Source organism: Arthrobacter koreensis, assembly GCF_035792275.1.
In the GTDB taxonomy this organism is placed as follows: domain Bacteria; phylum Actinomycetota; class Actinomycetes; order Actinomycetales; family Micrococcaceae; genus Arthrobacter_B; species Arthrobacter_B koreensis_A.
This window is the reverse complement of record NZ_JAMWKK010000010.1, coordinates 89,273-105,857: the sequence shown is the minus strand read 5'-3', so window position 1 is coordinate 105,857 and position 16,585 is coordinate 89,273. Positions and strand designations below refer to the sequence as shown.

16 protein-coding genes are annotated in these 16,585 nt (G+C 66.0%); 10 read left to right on the top strand and 6 right to left on the bottom strand.

Features of this window, described 5'->3' with window-relative positions:
• Positions 1-43 precede the first annotated feature (43 nt).
• Complete coding sequence (gene aceB / locus NGB94_RS11350) at positions 44-1,678, top strand: malate synthase A (protein WP_325790748.1); 1,635 nt, start codon at positions 44-46, stop codon at positions 1,676-1,678.
• 167 nt (positions 1,679-1,845) lie between these two features.
• Positions 1,846-3,279: an amino acid permease gene (locus tag NGB94_RS11345; protein WP_325790747.1), complete on the top strand. Its 1,434-nt coding sequence runs from the start codon at positions 1,846-1,848 to the stop codon at positions 3,277-3,279.
• Here NGB94_RS11345 and NGB94_RS11340 read toward each other — a convergent pair.
• The gene (locus tag NGB94_RS11340) at positions 3,276-3,647 is read right to left on the bottom strand and encodes a VOC family protein (RefSeq protein ID WP_325790746.1); all 372 of its coding nucleotides are present in this window, start codon (positions 3,645-3,647) and stop codon (positions 3,276-3,278) included. The genes NGB94_RS11345 and NGB94_RS11340 overlap by 4 nt on opposite strands.
• A gap of 92 nt (positions 3,648-3,739) precedes the next feature.
• Here NGB94_RS11340 and NGB94_RS11335 point away from each other — a divergent pair, with 92 nt between their 5' ends.
• Positions 3,740-4,447: a DsbA family oxidoreductase gene (locus NGB94_RS11335; RefSeq protein WP_325790745.1), complete on the top strand. Its 708-nt coding sequence runs from the start codon at positions 3,740-3,742 to the stop codon at positions 4,445-4,447.
• Here the strand turns inward: NGB94_RS11335 and NGB94_RS11330 are convergent.
• Both NGB94_RS11330 and NGB94_RS11325 read right to left on the bottom strand, forming a co-directional pair.
• Positions 4,444-5,118 (bottom strand): LytR C-terminal domain-containing protein, encoded by a 675-nt coding sequence (locus NGB94_RS11330; protein ID WP_325790744.1) that lies wholly within the window; start codon positions 5,116-5,118, stop codon positions 4,444-4,446. The two genes, NGB94_RS11335 and NGB94_RS11330, sit on opposite strands and share 4 nt — an antisense overlap.
• The gene (locus tag NGB94_RS11325; RefSeq protein WP_066299736.1) at positions 5,111-5,410 is read right to left on the bottom strand and encodes a type II toxin-antitoxin system VapB family antitoxin; all 300 of its coding nucleotides are present in this window, start codon (positions 5,408-5,410) and stop codon (positions 5,111-5,113) included. Before NGB94_RS11325 ends, NGB94_RS11330 begins: the two co-directional genes overlap by 8 nt.
• 118 nt (positions 5,411-5,528) lie before the next feature.
• Between NGB94_RS11325 and NGB94_RS11320 the strand changes: the two genes are divergently transcribed.
• From NGB94_RS11320 to NGB94_RS11310, 3 genes are all read left to right on the top strand, one after another.
• Positions 5,529-6,422, top strand: a complete 894-nt coding sequence (locus NGB94_RS11320) for a hypothetical protein (protein ID WP_325790743.1) — start codon at positions 5,529-5,531, stop codon at positions 6,420-6,422.
• A gap of 129 nt (positions 6,423-6,551) precedes the next feature.
• On the top strand, positions 6,552-7,586 hold the full coding sequence (locus NGB94_RS11315) for an isopenicillin N synthase family dioxygenase (RefSeq protein ID WP_325790742.1): 1,035 nt from the start codon (positions 6,552-6,554) through the stop codon (positions 7,584-7,586).
• Between the two features lie 175 nt (positions 7,587-7,761).
• Positions 7,762-8,049, top strand: a complete 288-nt coding sequence (locus tag NGB94_RS11310; RefSeq protein WP_091608401.1) for a DUF1905 domain-containing protein — start codon at positions 7,762-7,764, stop codon at positions 8,047-8,049.
• A 23-nt stretch (positions 8,050-8,072) separates the two neighbouring features.
• On the opposite strand, the gene NGB94_RS11305 is transcribed toward NGB94_RS11310, so the two are convergent.
• The 3 genes from NGB94_RS11305 to NGB94_RS11295 are packed head-to-tail and all read right to left on the bottom strand — an operon-like array spanning position 8,073 to position 10,790.
• On the bottom strand, positions 8,073-9,299 hold the full coding sequence (locus NGB94_RS11305; protein ID WP_325790741.1) for an N-acetylglucosamine-6-phosphate deacetylase: 1,227 nt from the start codon (positions 9,297-9,299) through the stop codon (positions 8,073-8,075).
• A gap of 16 nt (positions 9,300-9,315) precedes the next feature.
• Positions 9,316-10,044 (bottom strand): glucosamine-6-phosphate deaminase, encoded by a 729-nt coding sequence (locus NGB94_RS11300; RefSeq protein WP_325790740.1) that lies wholly within the window; start codon positions 10,042-10,044, stop codon positions 9,316-9,318.
• An 11-nt stretch (positions 10,045-10,055) separates the two neighbouring features.
• Complete coding sequence (locus tag NGB94_RS11295; RefSeq protein WP_325790739.1) at positions 10,056-10,790, bottom strand: FadR/GntR family transcriptional regulator; 735 nt, start codon at positions 10,788-10,790, stop codon at positions 10,056-10,058.
• A gap of 208 nt (positions 10,791-10,998) precedes the next feature.
• Here NGB94_RS11295 and NGB94_RS11290 point away from each other — a divergent pair, with 208 nt between their 5' ends.
• The 4 genes from NGB94_RS11290 (at position 10,999) to NGB94_RS11275 (ending at position 16,562) form a co-directional block, all read left to right on the top strand.
• Entirely contained in the window at positions 10,999-12,609 is a 1,611-nt protein-coding gene (locus NGB94_RS11290) for an ABC transporter substrate-binding protein (protein ID WP_325790738.1), read from the top strand.
• A 70-nt stretch (positions 12,610-12,679) separates the two neighbouring features.
• On the top strand, positions 12,680-13,639 hold the full coding sequence (locus NGB94_RS11285; protein WP_325790737.1) for an ABC transporter permease: 960 nt from the start codon (positions 12,680-12,682) through the stop codon (positions 13,637-13,639).
• Positions 13,640-13,641: 2 nt separating this feature from the next.
• The gene (locus NGB94_RS11280) at positions 13,642-15,756 is read left to right on the top strand and encodes a dipeptide/oligopeptide/nickel ABC transporter permease/ATP-binding protein (RefSeq protein ID WP_325790736.1); all 2,115 of its coding nucleotides are present in this window, start codon (positions 13,642-13,644) and stop codon (positions 15,754-15,756) included.
• The gene (locus NGB94_RS11275) at positions 15,753-16,562 is read left to right on the top strand and encodes an ATP-binding cassette domain-containing protein (RefSeq protein WP_325790735.1); all 810 of its coding nucleotides are present in this window, start codon (positions 15,753-15,755) and stop codon (positions 16,560-16,562) included. Before NGB94_RS11280 ends, NGB94_RS11275 begins: the two co-directional genes overlap by 4 nt.
• The last annotated feature ends 23 nt before the right edge of the window (positions 16,563-16,585 follow it).

Here is a 16,585-nt window from a genome sequence, read left to right as displayed (position 1 = left end):
GGGCGGGGAACCCAAACTTTTGAAACACGCCAAGGAGCACGCCATGAACGATCCCATCACCCTGAACGGTATTTCCCTCACCGCTTCGCCGGTCCGCCGGCAGGAGGAGATCCTCACCCCGCAGGCCCTGGACTTCGTCAAGGCGCTGCACCAGGCGACCCACACCCGCCGCCAGGAACTGCTGCAGCAGCGCCAGGCCCGCCGGCAGAAGATCTCCAACGGCGCTGACCCGTCGTTCCTGGCCGAGACCCGCCACATCCGTGAGGATAATTCATGGCGCGTGGCTCCCACCGCCCCCGGTCTGGAAGACCGCCGCGTGGAGATCACGGGCCCTGTAGACCGGAAGATGACCATCAACGCCCTGAACTCCGGTGCCAAGGTGTGGCTGGCGGACATGGAGGACTCCTCCACGCCCTCGTGGTCCAACGTGGTCAACGGCCAGCTGAACCTGCGCGACGCCCTGGACAACCGGCTGGGCTTCACCTCCCCCGAGGGCAAGGAATACAAGGTCAACGGCTCCCGCCTGACGGACCTGCCCACCATCGTGGTGCGTCCCCGCGGCTGGCACCTGCCGGAAAAGCACATGCTGGTGAACAACACCCCGATCGCCGGCGGAATCGTGGACTTTGGCCTCTACTTCTTCCACAACGCGCACCGGCTGATCGCTGAAGGCCGCGGCCCGTACTTCTACCTGCCGAAGATCGAGAACCACCTCGAGGCCCGCCTGTGGAATGACATCTTCATCCTGGCCCAGGACCTGCTCGGCATCCCGCAGGGCACCATCCGCGCCACCGTGCTGATCGAAACCATCACCGCAGCATTCGAGATGGAAGAGATCCTCTACGAGCTGCGGGACCACGCTGCCGGGCTGAACGCCGGCCGCTGGGACTACATCTTCTCGGTGATCAAGAACTTCCGCACCCGCGGCCCGCGCTTCATCCTGCCGGACCGTTCCATGGTGACCATGACCGCTCCGTTCATGCGTTCCTACACCGAGCAGCTGGTGCGGGCCTGCCACCGCCGCGGCGCCCACGCCATCGGCGGCATGGCAGCCTTCATCCCCAACCGCCGGGACAAGGCAACCAACGACGTCGCCATGGAGCGGGTGCGCGCGGACAAGACCCGCGAGGCGAACGACGGCTTCGACGGCTCCTGGGTGGCCCACCCGGACCTGGTGCCGGTGGCCATGGAGGTGTTCGACGGCGTACTCGGCGAGCGCCCCAACCAGCTGGACCGCTCCCGCGAGGACGTCATCCCGAATGACAAGGAACTGCTGAACATCGCGGCGACTCCGGGCGTGATCACCGAAGCCGGCATCCGCTCCAACATCGAGGTGGGCATCCGCTACATCGAGTCCTGGCTGCGGGGCAACGGTGCCGCTGCCATCAACAACCTGATGGAAGACGCCGCCACCGCGGAGATCTCCCGGTCCCAGGTGTGGCAGTGGATCCACTCCTCGGCCGTGACGGACGAGGGCGACGTGGTGACCCCGCACTGGGTCCAGGAACTGATGGAGGAGGAGTTCGGCAAGCTGGAACGCTTCGAGGGCGACCGCTTCGACGACGCCCTGGAGCTGTTCGAGGAAGTGGCCTGCGGCGAGCAGTTCCCCACCTTCCTGACCGTTCCGGCCTACGCCCGGTTCCTGCACGAATCCCGTGAACCGGCAGCTGCTGCCTAGTCTCTGTGCATAAAGCGGGGGCTGGACGCGAAAGCGTCCAGCCCCCGCTTTTGTGTGTGCGGCTGCACCTGTGGCAGGGGCCACGTCCCGACGCCGGTGCCTCGCGGGAGGCGTAGCATGGATGGGCCGCTGTTTGCGGCTCTCCCCCATTTCAAGGTGATCTCTGCATGTCTTCCTTCGGCCAGGCGCTGGCCCGCGGACTGAACGTCCGGCACATCCGCTTCATGGCACTCGGCTCCGCGATCGGCACCGGACTGTTCTACGGTTCCGCTGCAGCCATCCAGGCGGCCGGCCCGGCAGTCCTGCTCGCGTACATCATCGGCGGCGCAGCGGTCTTCCTGGTGATGCGGGCACTGGGTGAGATGGCTGTGCGCCATCCGGTCTCCGGTTCCTTCGGCCAGTACGCCAGCCGCTACCTCGGTCCGTTCGCCGGGTTCATCACCGGCTGGACGTTCGCCTTCGAGATGGCCATCGTGGCGATTGCCGACGTCACGGCCTTCGGCATCTACATGGGCTTCTGGTTCCCGGACGTGCCGCGCTGGATCTGGATCCTCGCCGTCGTGCTCCTGATCGCCGCATTGAACCTGATGCGAGTGAAGGTGTTCGGGGAGACCGAGTTCTGGCTCTCCATCATTAAGGTGGCAGCAATCATTGCCATGATTGCCGGCGGCGCCGCGATTATCGTGTTCGGCTTTGGCCTTGAGGATGCAGCAAATCCCGGCCTGGACACCCTGCTGGGCTCCGGCGGCTTCTTCGCCAACGGGTTCTGGGGTCTGCTGGCCTCCTTCGCCGTGGTGATGTTTGCCTTCGGCGGCATTGAAACCATCGGCATCACGGCCGGCGAAGCCGAGAACCCGAAGAAAGCCATCCCCGCCGCGGTGAACACCGTGCCGGTGCGCATCCTGCTCTTCTACGTGGGCGCCCTGGCAGTGCTCATGATGATCTTCCCGTGGGAGCAGATCGACGGTGAAACCAGCCCGTTCGTGCAGATCTTCGATTCCCTGGGCATCCCGGCCGCAGCGCATATCCTGAACGCCGTCGTCATAACGGCCGCGCTCTCCGCCATCAATTCAGACACGTTCGGCGCCGGCCGCATGATGTTCGCCCTCGCGCAGCAGGGCCACGCACCGGCAGGATTCGCCCGGATTTCCCGGCGCGGCGTGCCGTGGATGACCGTGGCCGTTATGGCCGGAGTCCTCCTGGTGGGCGTAGTGCTCAACGCGGTGCTGCCCGAGTCCCTGTTCCTGCTCATCGCATCGATCGCCACGTTCGCCACCGTGTGGGTGTGGCTGATGATCCTGCTCTCCCACATCGCGATGAAACGCGAGATCAAGCGCAAGGGCCTGGCGGCGTCGGAATTCGGTGTGCCGTTCTGGCCGCTGGCTTCCTACGCGGCGCTGGCCTTCATGGTCTTCATCGTCGTACTGCTGGGCATCATGCCGGACACCCGCGTCGCACTGATCGTGGGTGTGGTGTGGATCGGGTTCCTCTTTGTGGCCTACCGGATCTGGGTCCGCGGTGCGGGCCGGGAGCGCGCGGTGCTGGCGGATGAAACCGGCACCCTTGAAAGCACGACGGCGGACGCCGGCGTGCGCAGCTAGCCTTCGCCCCAGCACAGGCAGAACGGATGCCCGGCCGGATCCGCGTAGACCTGGAATCCGGTTGGCGCCGCGGTGTCCTCGGACGGCTGCAGCAGCTCGGCGCCCAGCGACAGCGCTTCGGCATGCGCGGAGGCCAGATCTTCGACGTGGAGGTCCAGGTGCATCTGCTGCGGCTGGCCGTCCGGCCACTGCGGGCGGATATGGTCCGGTGCCAGCTGAATGGCGAGGACCTTCTCCCCGTCCACCTGGATGCTGTGCCAGTCCTCGTCCTGTTCAACGGCCGTTCCCCCGAGCATCGACGCCCAGAAGGTGCTTTCAACATTGAGGTCCGGAGCATCGATGACGAGGGTCTGCCTGGAAATTTTCATGCTGGGATCATGCCACAGGAACCGGCGAGGCGGAACGGTCCACCGGCGCCCGGCGGGGAATAGAAATCCCCGCCGGGGTTGTTGCCCAGAATGTGTTGGTAGAAATCTGGTCCGATATCGGATGCCCCTGGTGTTTCATTGGCAAGCGGCGATTTGAAGCTGCGCTGTCCCGTTTCGAGCATGCCCCGGAGGTGGAGGTCCGCTGGCGCAGCTACCAGCTGGATCCGAGCCTGCCCGAACGGTTCGAAGGCTCCGAGGTGGAGTACCTCAGCAAGGTCAAAGGCATGGACCCGGCCCAGGTGTCCGGCATGCTGGAGCACGTCACGGCCCAGGCCGCGGGCGTCGGCCTGAATTACCGCTTCGATCAGCTGGTCGTGGCCAATACCTTCACCGCGCACCGCCTAATCCATCTGGCCCGTGACCTGGGCGGTGCCGAAACAGCAGCCGCCGTGAAGGAAGCACTTCTCGCAGCCCACTTCGAGCAGGGGCAGGACATTTCGAGCCACGACGTACTGGTGAAGATCGGTGCCGACGCCGGCCTGGAGCCGGAGACAGTGCGGGAAGCCCTCGCCGGCACCAAGTACACCGACTCAGTTAATGCAGATACTGCCGAAGCCCGCGCCCTGGGCCTGAGCGGTGTGCCGTTCTTCGTGCTGGACCGCAAGTATGGGATCTCCGGCGCGCAGCCCGAGGAGGTGTTCACCCAGGCACTGACACCGGCCTGGCAGGACGGCCAGCGTCCGCTCCAGCCGGTAGTGCCGGAAGGCGGAGCCTGCGCCGTTGACGGCAGCGGCTGCTAGCCGCCGGCCTCAGGTTCGGGTGCGTTGCTCTTCCACGGGCAGCTGATCGGCCCGGGTGCAGCGGCCTCTGCTTTCTCCACGGGAACCAGGTCGCTGTAGCCGGAGCCGATCACCACATCCACTGAGGCGTCATCCCGGTCGTCCTGGATGTACTGGGTGTCCGGGATCTGCTGCTGCAGCGTGAACGCACCCGATTCGCCGTCGGGCCCGGAGAGGATGATCGCCGTCATGCCTTCCCGGTTCACCGTACTGTTGCCCACCACACCGATGGCGAATCCGCGGGATTTCAGGGCCTCGGCCACTTCACCGGCGAGCCCGGGCTGGGCCGTGGTGTTGTACACGTTCACCGTCACCGTTTCCGGAGACTGGTAGAGGTACGGACCGGCGGGACAGCCTGCCTCCACGGCCGGACGTGCTTCCGGTCGGGGGAGATTAATCCAGCCTGCGCTGATGCCCTGCGCTACCACTGCTGCCAGGACCAGCAGCCCAGCCAGCACGCCCAGCACCACTCCGTGGAGCCGGCGTTTGCGTTTTGCGCGCAGCTCAGCCGCGGCGTCGTCGTCCTGGAAGACGGAACCAAGGTCCTGTTCCGTCACGATCCGGTGGCCGTGCCACTCGGTGGGGTCGCCGTCGGCTTCCCTGCGCTGCCCTCGAGGGGGCTCGTTAGTCATCGATCACCAGCACGCGCGCGTGCAGGATGGTCCGCTGGTGCAAAGCTGTCCTGACTGCCCGGTGCAGTCCGTCTTCCAGGTACATGGTGCCCCTCCATTGCACTACGTGCGGGAAAAGGTCTCCAAAGAAGGTTGAATCCTCAGCCAGGAGAGCGCCGAGATCCAGGGTGGCCTTGGTGGTCACCAGTTCGTCCAGCCGGACCTGCCGGGGAGGTACCGCTGCCCAGTCCTTGGGGGTTACGTATCCGTGGTCGGGGTAGGGGCGCACATCGCCAACAGCTTTGAAGATCACTAAACCAGACTAGAGAAGTTCGGCACCCAAGGAAACAGGACGCCCCGGCAGCAGCCGCAGGATTACGCCGATCCGGGCCTGTGTGCGGCGTCCGGGCAGGTCACGGGATACTAAAGGCATGACTTCTCCACGTTTTGGCCTCCTGCTCGACGTCGACGGCCCGGTCGCTTCGCCGCTGACCCGCACCGTCTCCCCCGCCGTCATCGGGCACCTGGTTTCCCTGGCCTCCGCGGGATGGCCGGTGGTCTTCAACACCGGACGCTCTGATGAGTTCATCCGCACCCAGGTCATGGAACCGATGATCGCCGCCGGACTCCCGACGGACGTGCCGGTCCACGCCGTCTGCGAAAAGGGCGGCGTCTGGTTCTCCTTCAATGGAACCGGTCCCGGCGAGGTGAGCGTGGATGCGGAACTGGCCCTGCCGGCGTCGTACGCCTCTGCCGTGCGGAACCTGGTGGCGGAGAAGTACACCGGACACATGTTCTTCGACGAGACCAAGCGTGCCATGGTGTCCGTGGAGCAGAACGTGGACGTCGCCAATGCCGATTACCTGGCCGAGCAGAAAGAGTTCGACGCCGATGCACTCGAACTGATGTCCCGGTTCGACATGGGTGTGTGCCGCCTGGACCACCATGCCCCGGACTCCGATGACTCGGTGGACTACCGGATTGACCCAACCATCATCTCCACGGACATTGAAGCCCTGGGTGTTGGCAAGGACCTCGGCGCCCGGCGCGCGCTGTCGCTGCTCGAAGGGGCCGGAACACCGGTGCCGCAGACGTGGCGGACGGTCGGTGACTCCCGGACCGACTACGCCATGGCCGACGAGCTGCACGCCCTGGGCTTCGAAGTCGCGCACGTCGACGTACGGCCCGCGGACGGTGTGCCGGAGAAGCCGTATCCCGTGCTGACGGCCGGGGAACGAATCCACGACGACGCCGGTGAAGCGTTCCTGCGCCGCTGGACCGAGATGGCGGCCGGGAAAGCCGCGGACGACTCGGCCGTGGTGTAGGCCGGCCACCGCGCTTTGTTACGCCGCACCCCACCAGCAACACCCTAAAACCGCAGGCCAGAGCCGAATGACGCTATGTTGCGTAACATTTGGTTCCTAGTTGACAGGCCCCGGTGCTACGTTTCCGGAATGAGCGAGAACCCCACATCGATTCCTGTCCTGGACCTCAGCACGGCCCGCAATGCGGACGGCACCTTCAACACCGAATTCATCGACAAGCTGCGTGAAGCCACCCACAAGATCGGGTTCTTCCAGCTCGTCGGCTACGGTGCAGGCGAGGAACGCGTCAAGGACCTCTTCGATGTCACCAAGCGCTTCTTCGACCTGCCGCTCGAAGACCGCCTGGAGCTTGACAACCGCAAGTCCCCGCACTTCCGCGGCTACACCCGCCTAGGCACCGAACTGACCCAGGGCCGCCCCGATGCCCGCGAGCAGGTGGACTTCGGCCCGGAGCGCGAGCCCGTCGCGGACTATCCCGCAGACCAGCCCTACTGGCTGGTGCAGGGTCCCAACCTTTTCCCGGACACCGTGCTGCCGGAACTGCGCAAGACCTCCATGGAGTGGGCCGAACTGATGAGCGAGGTCGGCGCCGAACTGCTTTCCGCGATCTCCGTTTCGCTGGAACTGCCGGAGGACCACTTCACCGAGCCGTTCGAGGGCACTCCGGCCTGGATGGCCAAGCTCATCCACTACGTGGGCGGCGTCGTGAAGGAAGCCGGCACCCAGGGTGTTGGCTCCCACGCCGACTACGGTTTCGTGACCCTGCTGCTGCAGGACGAGGTGGGCGGCCTGGAGGTCAAGCCGCACGAGTCCGACGAGTGGCTGCCGGTTGAACCGATCCCCGGCGCACTGGTTGTGAATCTGGGCGAGATGCTCGAAGTCGCGACCCAGGGCTACCTGTCCGCGACGATCCACCGTGTGCAGGCTCCGCCGCCCGGCGTCGACCGCTACGCAATTCCGTTCTTCTGGTCTCCCCGCCTGGATTCGGTCATTGACCCGGTGCAGCTGCCCCCGGCCCTGGCAGCCGAATCCCGCGGGATCTCCGATGATCCGCAGAACCCGATGCTGGCTTCCTACGGTGCCAACGTCCTGAAGGGCTGGCTCCGCGCCCACCCGCAGGTCGCTGCGATCCACCACCCGGAACTGGTTCCGGCGAAGAAGTAGCAAACGTACGACGGCGGCGGCCCGGGCAGGTGCTTACGGCACCTCCGGGCCGCCGGCGTTTAAGCTCCGGCGTTTAGGCCCGGGGCGGGCATGCCGCCCACCGTTCCTCTCCCCTGCCGAAACGGATAGGGTGAACGGACCGGCAGCGACGCCGGCCCTGAACAGGAGATCACGCATGGCGACAGTCCCGGGCCCGCTAGACCACACCTTCACCGCCCCGATTGGGGTGAAGGTCAAAGGTGACGTCTGGTCCTGTGTTGAAATGCCGGGATCCGCTGAGTTCTTCGGTACCGGAAAGACCGTGAAGGTGGCAGCCACCGTGGATGAGGAACCGATCCGCGGCGGCCTGATGCCCACAGGGCAGGGCGGTCACATGCTTTCGATCAGCGCCAAGCTGCGCAAAAAACTCGGCAAGGACATTGGGGACACCGTCACGGTCCGCCTCACCGAACGGCTCAGCTAGGCCTGCCGGCTGGAACTCTCCGGCTAGGAAATCCACTGCCCCCGGCGCAGGACGCGAACGGGGACCAGGGATTCATCCAGCACCAGAAGGTCCGCCGCAGCACCGGGAACCAGCGCCCCCAGTTCATTCCCGCGACCCAGCACTCCGGCCGGCACAGCGGCTGCGGAAGCAACCGCATCAGCCAGGTCCACCCCGGCGCCGACGGCGTTGCGCACCAGGTCTGCCATGGCGGCGGTGCCCCCGGCAATTGAACCGGTGGACACCAGGCGGGCTACCCCGTCCTGGACCAGTACCTCTGCCGGGCCCAGCCGGTACTGGCCGTCAGCCAGGCCTGCCGCTGCCATTGAATCGGTCACCAGCGCAATGTTCCCCGCTCCCAGCAGGTCGAACATGGCCGCCACGATATAGGGGTCCAGGTGCGTGTTGTCCGCGATCAGTTCAACTGCGGCATTGCCTGCCGCCGCGGCCCGCAGGCAGGAAGAGACCGCTCCGGGCGCCCGGTGGTGGATCGGATCCATCCCGTTGAACAGGTGGGTAACGGTGGGCCGGGCTCCGGCGTTTCCGGAGCCTGCGAGCAGCTGCCGCGCCCGTGCCAGGGAATCGTGCGCCTGCCCGGCAGTGCAGGCGGTGTGCCCCAGGGATGGGGTGACGCCGTTCGCGGCAAGCAGTTCCACCAGCGCGTCCGCCCCGGAAAGTTCCGGAGCATAGGTCATGGTGCGCAGGTGGCCCCGGCCGGCATGAATCAGTTCCTGCGCCAGTTCAAGGTCCGGTGCCAGCAGCCAGCGCGGGTCCTGTGCCCCGCAGCGGACCTCTGACAGGAACGGACCTTCCAGATGGATTCCGGCCACCAGTCCTTCCTCCGCCAGGCCGGCGAGCACGCCCAGCTGCCGCAGCAGGGATTCGGGCTCATCGGTGACCAGGCTGGCCATGACCGTGGTGCTCCCGGCGCGGTGCAGCCCGGAGACAGCCTTCCGGACCTCGGCGGCATCAGTCCGGGAAAAGTCGACGCCGTAGGCTCCGTGGCAGTGCAGGTCCACCAGTCCCGGAACCATCACCTGCCCTGCGGCCAGGTCCACGACGTCGTCATCCGGCGCCTGTGTCCACCCGCTTTGCGGACCGGCGTAGGCGACCACCGCGCCGTCGAGCACCACCGCTGCATCTGAAAGCAGCGTTCCGATGACTGCCGGACCCCGCAGCACCAGGCGGGGACGGTTGGCGGAGGGCGCCGGGACAGGATTCGTGGCTGTCATATGTGTGGTCCTTTGGCTAGAGGAGGGAGGCTGCTGCGGCGTCGGCCAGGACGGTGACCCTGCCGTGAAGCTGCAATACGGATGCGGGACTCTCCGGGCTCACGGGCCCCTGCAGCGCCGCGCGCAGGGCCGGGGCTTTGTCTTCTCCCCGGGCGATCAGCAGCAGCTGCCGGGCCTCACGGATGGTTCCCAGGCCCTGGGTCAGGCAGTGCGTGGGAACGCTGTCCAGCGAATCGAAGAACCGCTGGTTCGCGCGCCGGGTGTCCTCGGTGAGCCTTTCGACGCGGGTACGTGAATCCAGTGCTCCACCGGGTTCGTTGAAGGCCAGGTGGCCGTTGCGTCCGATGCCCAGGATCTGCAGGTCGATTCCGCCCGCAGCGGCGATCCGGCGTTCATAGTCGTCACAGGCAGCCTGCAGGTCCTCCCGGTGCGGGTCCGGGAGGTGCACCGTGCGCGGGTCGAGCCCGAGGGGTTCGATAATCTCCCGCCGCAGGACCTCCGCGTAGCTTTCCGGATGCCCCGGGGGCAGGCCAACATACTCATCCAGCGCGAACCAGGTTGCGCCGGTGAAGTCCCGGGCACTGGCGGCCAGCGCATCATAGAGCGGTGAAGGGGACGAACCGGTAGCGACGCCGATGACAGGGTGCCGGCGTGCGTCCAGTGCGGCGAGGACCAGTTCGGCCGCCGCCGGGCCGATGGCGTCCGGAGCCAGATTGCGTACCAGCGGAGCAGCGGGGCGGTTCATGGTCCCGGCCCTCACGCGTCACGCAGCTTCGCCAGCTGGGCACGGATACCGTCAAAGTGCCGGCGGAGCCGTTCCGATGCAAGTTCCTTGTCCCCCGCTTTGACGGCTTCCAGGATGCCGCGGTGCACGGCAGCGTTCTCCTCGAGGTTGACCAGCGGATCTCCGCCCAGTTCCAGGTGGATCTTGCGGTAGACCTGCCAGAAGACGGACATCAGGTTGGAGAGCAGCTCATTGCCCAGCGGTTCGAAGAGCTGGTAGTGGAACCGTTCATCAACTTCCGTGAAGGTGCTGCCGGCAGCGGCCGCGGCTTCCATTTCCTGGACCGTGGCCTCGATCTCGGCCAGGTGTTCGGGAGTCCAGAGGTCCATGGCCTCACCGATCAGGCCGGCCTCCAGTGCCTGCCGCACATCCACCAGCTGCAGCGCTTCCTTGCCCTCATGCCGAAGGGAGAGCCTGCCCCGGAAGGTGAGGCCGTCAGCCAAAGCGTCGAAATTCGCCGGCGCCACGAACATGCCGAAGCCGTGCCGGATCTCCACCACGCCCAGGGCCTGGAGCACCTTGAGCGCCTCGCGCAGGGTGTTGCGGCCGATGCCCAGTGCTGCCGCCAGCTCCGCTTCGGTGGGCAGCGCATCCCCGGCCTTGAGGTCGCGCTCCAGGATGAGCTCCATGATCTCCGCCTGCAGGGCCCGCGAACGGTTCTGGGCGCTGAACCGCGCCGGCGGCAGTGAAGCATGGGGCAGGCTCATAGGTCCTCCTGGGACTGCGGATAGATGGTTTACGGAATAAAACTTAGCCGATAGCACCACAGGTTATAGGATGTCCTATCTTTAGGACAGAGTTGCAAAAAGAGTGTCTCGTGGTCGCTTGACGTTCTTATGTGAGGAACCTTACAGTTCTCGGAACAAGCATCGGACATCCTACGTCCGATAAGTGACATGGATGGCGAGGCAACAGATGAACAATTCTCTTGAAACCAGCGGCCTGCTGAACGATTCAAGCCGCCGCAATTTCCTCAAGCTGGCTGGCGTCATGGGTGCCGCCGCCGCTTTCGCAGGCTCGATTTCCGCCTGCAGCCCCGGCGGAAGCCCCGCTCCGGCCGGCAGCGCTGCCGCAGCCGAGGGCACGGGCTCCATTGAAGCCGGTATCTCCTACCAGCTCTCCACCGGCTTTGACCCAATGATCTCCACCGGTGCAACACCGCAGGCAGCCAACCTGCACATCTTCGAGGGCCTCACCGAGCTGCACCCCGCCACGCGCGAACCGTACCTCGCGCTTGCTGCGGCAGAGCCCGTGAAGATTGATGACACCACCTGGGAAGTGAAGCTCCGCGACGGCGCGAAGTTCCACAACGGTGATCCGGTCACCACCGAAGACGTGGTGTTCTCCTACGAGCGGGTGCTGGACCCGGCCAACAAGTCCCTGTTCGCCGGCTTTATCCCCTTCATCGACTCGGTCAGCGCCAAGGACGATTCAACGGTCGAGTTCAAGCTCAAGTACCCCTTCCCCGGCTTTAGCCCGCGCATCTCGGTCATCAAGATCGTGCCGAAGGCCGTCGTCACCGCAGACCCCGCAGGCTTCGACCTGAAGCCCGTCGGCTCCGGCCCGTACAGCCTGGTGTCCGCCGTGAAGGAAGACCGGATCGTCTTCAAGAAGTTCGACGACTACAACGGCAAGTACCCGGCACGCGTTGCGGACATGACCTGGCTGCTGCTGGCAGACCCGGCCGCCCGCGTTGCCTCCGTCCCCTCCCGCGCCCAGGCCATCGAAGACGTTCCCTACCTGGACGTGGACCAGCTGGCCACCAAGGTGGACGTTGAATCCGTCCAGTCCTTCGGCCTGCTGTTCCTGATGTTCAACTGCGGGAAGTTTGCCGACAAGCGCGTCCGCCAGGCGCTGCACTACGCGATCGACACCGAAGCCGTCATCACCAAGGCGCTCCTTGGCAACGCCACGGCCGCCACGTCCTACTTCCAGAAGGGCCACCCCTCCTACAGCGAAGCAGCAGCCGTCTACGGCTATGACGCCGCAAAGGCCAAGTCGCTGCTGCAGGAAGCCGGAGTCCAGGACCTCACCATCACGCTGACCTCCACCGACACCGGCTGGGTCACCCGCGTGGTGCCGCTGATCAAGGAATACTGGGACGCCATCGGCGTCAGCACCACCCTCGAAATCCTGCAGTCAGCTGCCGTCTACGCCCCGGAAAAGGTGGGCGGCAAGAACTTCGATGTGCTCTGCGCCCCCGGCGATCCGTCGGTCTTCGGCAACGACGGCGACATCCTGCTCAGCTGGTTCTACCGCGGCGCCACCTGGATGGAGAACCGTGCCGGCTGGAACACCACCCCGGAATACGCGGACGTCCAGGCCAAGCTGGATGAAGCCGTGAAGCTCAGCGAAGACGAAGCCAAGGCCATCCACGCGAAGGTGGTGGACATCGTCTCCGAAGAAGCTCCGCTGTACCCGCTCTTCCACCGCAAGCTGCCCACTGCCTGGGATTCAAACGCACTGGACGGCTTCCAGCCGCTGCCCACCACCGGCGTCTCCTTCGTCGGCGTCGGGCGCAAGTAGCAGCACCCACTCGGCGGGGCGCCTCCCCGGGCGCCCCGCCTGCTTTATTCCCCCGCATTGGAGTTCTTGAGTGACAATGTTTATCCGCCTGCTTGGGCGCCGGCTTGCTGTCCTGCCGCTCATGCTGCTGGGCGTGACCGTGATGGTCTTCCTGGTCCTTTCCGTGATCCCCGCCGACCGCGCCACCGCCGTCCTGGGCGAGAACGCCAGTGAAGAGGCCAAGGAAGCCTGGCGTGAGGAACGCGGGCTGAACGACTCTCTGCTGATCCAGTTCTTCCGCTACCTCGGCGGTGTCCTCCGCCTGGACTTCGGCGTCACCAACCCGCCCGAAGAATCGGTAGCCAGCAAAATCGCCGCGGCCTTCCCGGTCACCCTGCAGCTGACCTTCCTGGGCATCCTGCTCGCCGTGGTGCTGGCGCTGACGCTCGGCATCACCGCCGCCCTGTACCGCGACCGCTGGCCGGACCAGGCCATCCGCATCTTCTCGATTGCGGCGATCGCCACCCCCTCTTTCTGGCTGGCTATTTTGCTGATCCAGTGGTTCGCCCTGCCCGAAGGTTCGATTTTCCCCACCGGCGGCCTGGACTGGGCGGAGCAGTACGGCTTCGTTGGCTGGCTCTACTCCATGGCCCTGCCCGCCCTTGCCCTTGGCATTCCGGTCTCTGCGTCCCTCATCCGCGTGGTGCGCACCTCCATGGTGGAGGAACTCGACCGCGACTATGTGCGGACCGCCATCGGCAACGGCGTCCCCTACCGGACCGTGGTGGCGCGGAACGTGCTGCGCAATGCGCTCGTCACCCCCGTCACCGTGCTGGGACTGCGCGTGGGCTACCTGCTCGGCGGCGCCGTCGTGATCGAAAAGATCTTCAGCCTCAACGGCATGGGAGACCTGATTGTGGTTGGCCTGACGACGTCGGACACCAACCTCGTTCAGGGCGCGGTCCTGACCATCGCCGTCACGTTTGTCCTGGTCAACATCGTCGTTGACCTGCTCTACCTGCTCATCAACCCCCGAATCCGGACGGTGTAACCATGCGCAACTCACTGGCCGAACGGCTCAGCAGCACCGGAGCCCGCTTCACCGCACTGACCCTCAGCTCCAAGCTCGCCCTGGGATTCCTGGCGTTCATTGTCCTGGTGGCAATCATTGGTCCGTTCTTCGCCCCCTTCGGCGAGAACGAGTCCAGTGCCCCCGTGCTCACTCCGGGCGGCGAACACCTCTTTGGCACGGACGGCTCCAGCTATGACGTGTTTTCCCGCATGCTCTACGGCGCCCGCGTTTCAATCGCGATCGGCCTCGGCGCCGTCGCCCTGGCCCTGATCTTCGGTTCGATCCTGGGCGCCATCGCGGCGACCTCCCGCAAGGCCGTCAGCGAGACGGTCATGCGCATCCTGGACATCCTGATGGCCTTCCCCGGCATCGCCCTGGCAGCTGCCCTGCTGTTCGCGCTGCGGGAGCACTCGCTGAACCTTTTCGGTTCCACCGTCCCCGTGCTGATCCTCGCGATCGCCATTGTCTACACCCCACAGCTGGCCCGGGTGGTCCGTGCCAACGTGCTGGCCCAGTACGGCGAAGACTACGTCCGCGCCGAACGCGTGATCGGCGCCGGCCGCACCTACATCCTGCTCAAGCACATTGCCCGCAACTGCGCCGCCCCCGTGCTGGTCTTCGCCACCGTAATGGTCGCCGACGCCATCATCCTGGAAGCGTCCCTGTCCTTCCTGGGTGCCGGCGTGCAGCAGCCCGCCGCCTCCTGGGGCAACGTCATGGCGGACGGGCGCAACGTGGTCTTCAGCGGCGCCTGGTGGCCGACCACCTTCGGCGGCATCACCATCCTGCTGACCGTCCTGGCCCTGAACATCCTGGCCGAGGGGCTGACCGATGCCATGGTCAACCCGCGGATCCGCACGCCGCGCAAGCAGCAGGCTCCCGCCGCCGTCAGCGCCGTGGCCACCGCTGCCCAGCCTTCCGCCCTGGATGCCGCCGGCACCTCGCTCACAGAGCACGACGGCGTTCCCGAGGAGGACCCCGCACAGTCCGTAGGTGCGAACGTACACAAACCCGGCTCGCTGGAAGCCCTGGCTGTGGAGCTGAACCGGCTTGCCGCCGTCGAGGCCTCCCGCACGGACCGGCTGCCGGCGGTCGCTGATGACGCCCCGGTCATCCTGGAAGTGAAGGACCTGTCCATCCGCTTCCCGGAGCGCTACGGCGACACCGCCATTGTGGACCGCGTCAGCTTCACCGTCCGCGAAGGCGAAACCATGGGCCTGGTGGGCGAATCCGGCTGCGGCAAGTCCATCACGTCCCTGGCGATCATGGGCCTGCTGCCCCGCACCGCGCAGCTGACCGGTTCCATCCGGTTCAACGGCAGGGAACTGCTCACCAACGATCCGAAGGAACGCGACCGGCTGTACAAGGGCCTGCGCGGCGAACAGATCGCCATGGTCTACCAGGACGCGCTCAGCTCGCTGAACCCGTCCATGCTGATCAAGGACCAGATGCTGCAGCTCACCCGCCGCGGCGGCCGCAAGAGCCCGCGCGAACTGCTGGAACTGGTGAAGCTGGATCCGGACCGCACGCTCAGGAGTTACCCGCATGAGCTCTCCGGCGGCCAGCGCCAGCGTGTGCTCATTGCCATGGCGCTCTCCCGCTCACCGAAGATCGTGGTGGCGGATGAACCGACGACGGCGCTGGACGTGACCGTGCAGAAGCAGGTTGTGGACCTGCTCAACGAACTGCGCGAGCAGCTCGGCTTCGCCATGGTGTTCGTCAGCCACGACCTGGCCCTGGTGGCCTCCCTGGCCCACCGCGTGACGGTGATGTACGCCGGACAGGTGGTCGAATCCGGCGACGTATCGGACCTGCTGCAGGACCCCCGGCACGAATACACCCGCGGCCTGCTCGGCGCGGTGCTCTCCATCGAGGCCGGCGCCGAACGCCTGCACCAGATCCAGGGCACGGTTCCCTCACCCCGCGACTTCGCTCCCGGCGACCGGTTCGCCGAGCGTTCCCTGCGGCCCGGCGCCGATCCGAACCAGGTCCTTGAATTCGTCCAAATCGGGGACAGCACGCATTACTGGGCCAGCCACGAAACCGCGCCCGCAGACCTCGTTGAATCCGGCACAAGCACAAGGCAGGAAGCATGAGCACGGAAACCAGCACCGCACCCGTCCTGGAACTGAAGGGCATCAAGGTCCACCACCGGGCACGCACCGGTTCCCTGTTCCGGCCGAACATCGTCAAGGCCGTGGACGGCGTGGACTTCACCGTCCGCCGCGGCGAAACCGTGGGCATCGTCGGCGAATCCGGCTGCGGCAAGTCGACGCTGGCCTCCGTACTGGTGGGCCTGCAGGAACCCACCGCCGGGGAAGTCCTGTTCAACGGGCAGAAGGTCAGCACGCGGACCTCCTCCTCGAAGAAGACCTTCGGCCGCGCCGTCGGCGTCGTGTTCCAGGACCCGGCCACCGCACTGAACCCGCGCATGACCATCCAGGACATCCTCACCGATCCGCTGCAGGTCCACGGCATCGGCACCCAGGCCTCACGCACGGCCCGGGTGAAGGAACTGCTTGGCCTGGTGGGGCTGCCGCAGTCGGCCGCGGAGGTCACCCCGCACCAGGTCTCCGGCGGGCAGCGCCAGCGTGTGGCCATCGCCCGGGCCCTGGCACTGGATCCGTCGATCATCGTGGCTGACGAGCCGACGTCGGCGCTGGATGTGTCGGTGCGTGCGCAGGTCCTGAACCTGCTCTCGGACCTGAAGCGGGAACTGAACCTGGGCATGGTCTTCATCTCCCATGACATCCAGACCGTCCGTTACGTCTCCGACCGGATCTGCGTCATGTACTACGGGCGGATCGTCGAAGAGGGACCGGCCGCGGCGGTCTTTGACCGGCCCACCAACGATTACACCAAGAGCCTGCTCGGAGCAGCGCCCAGCCTTTTGCACGTCTAGAACTAGAACCAAGCACTGGAGAA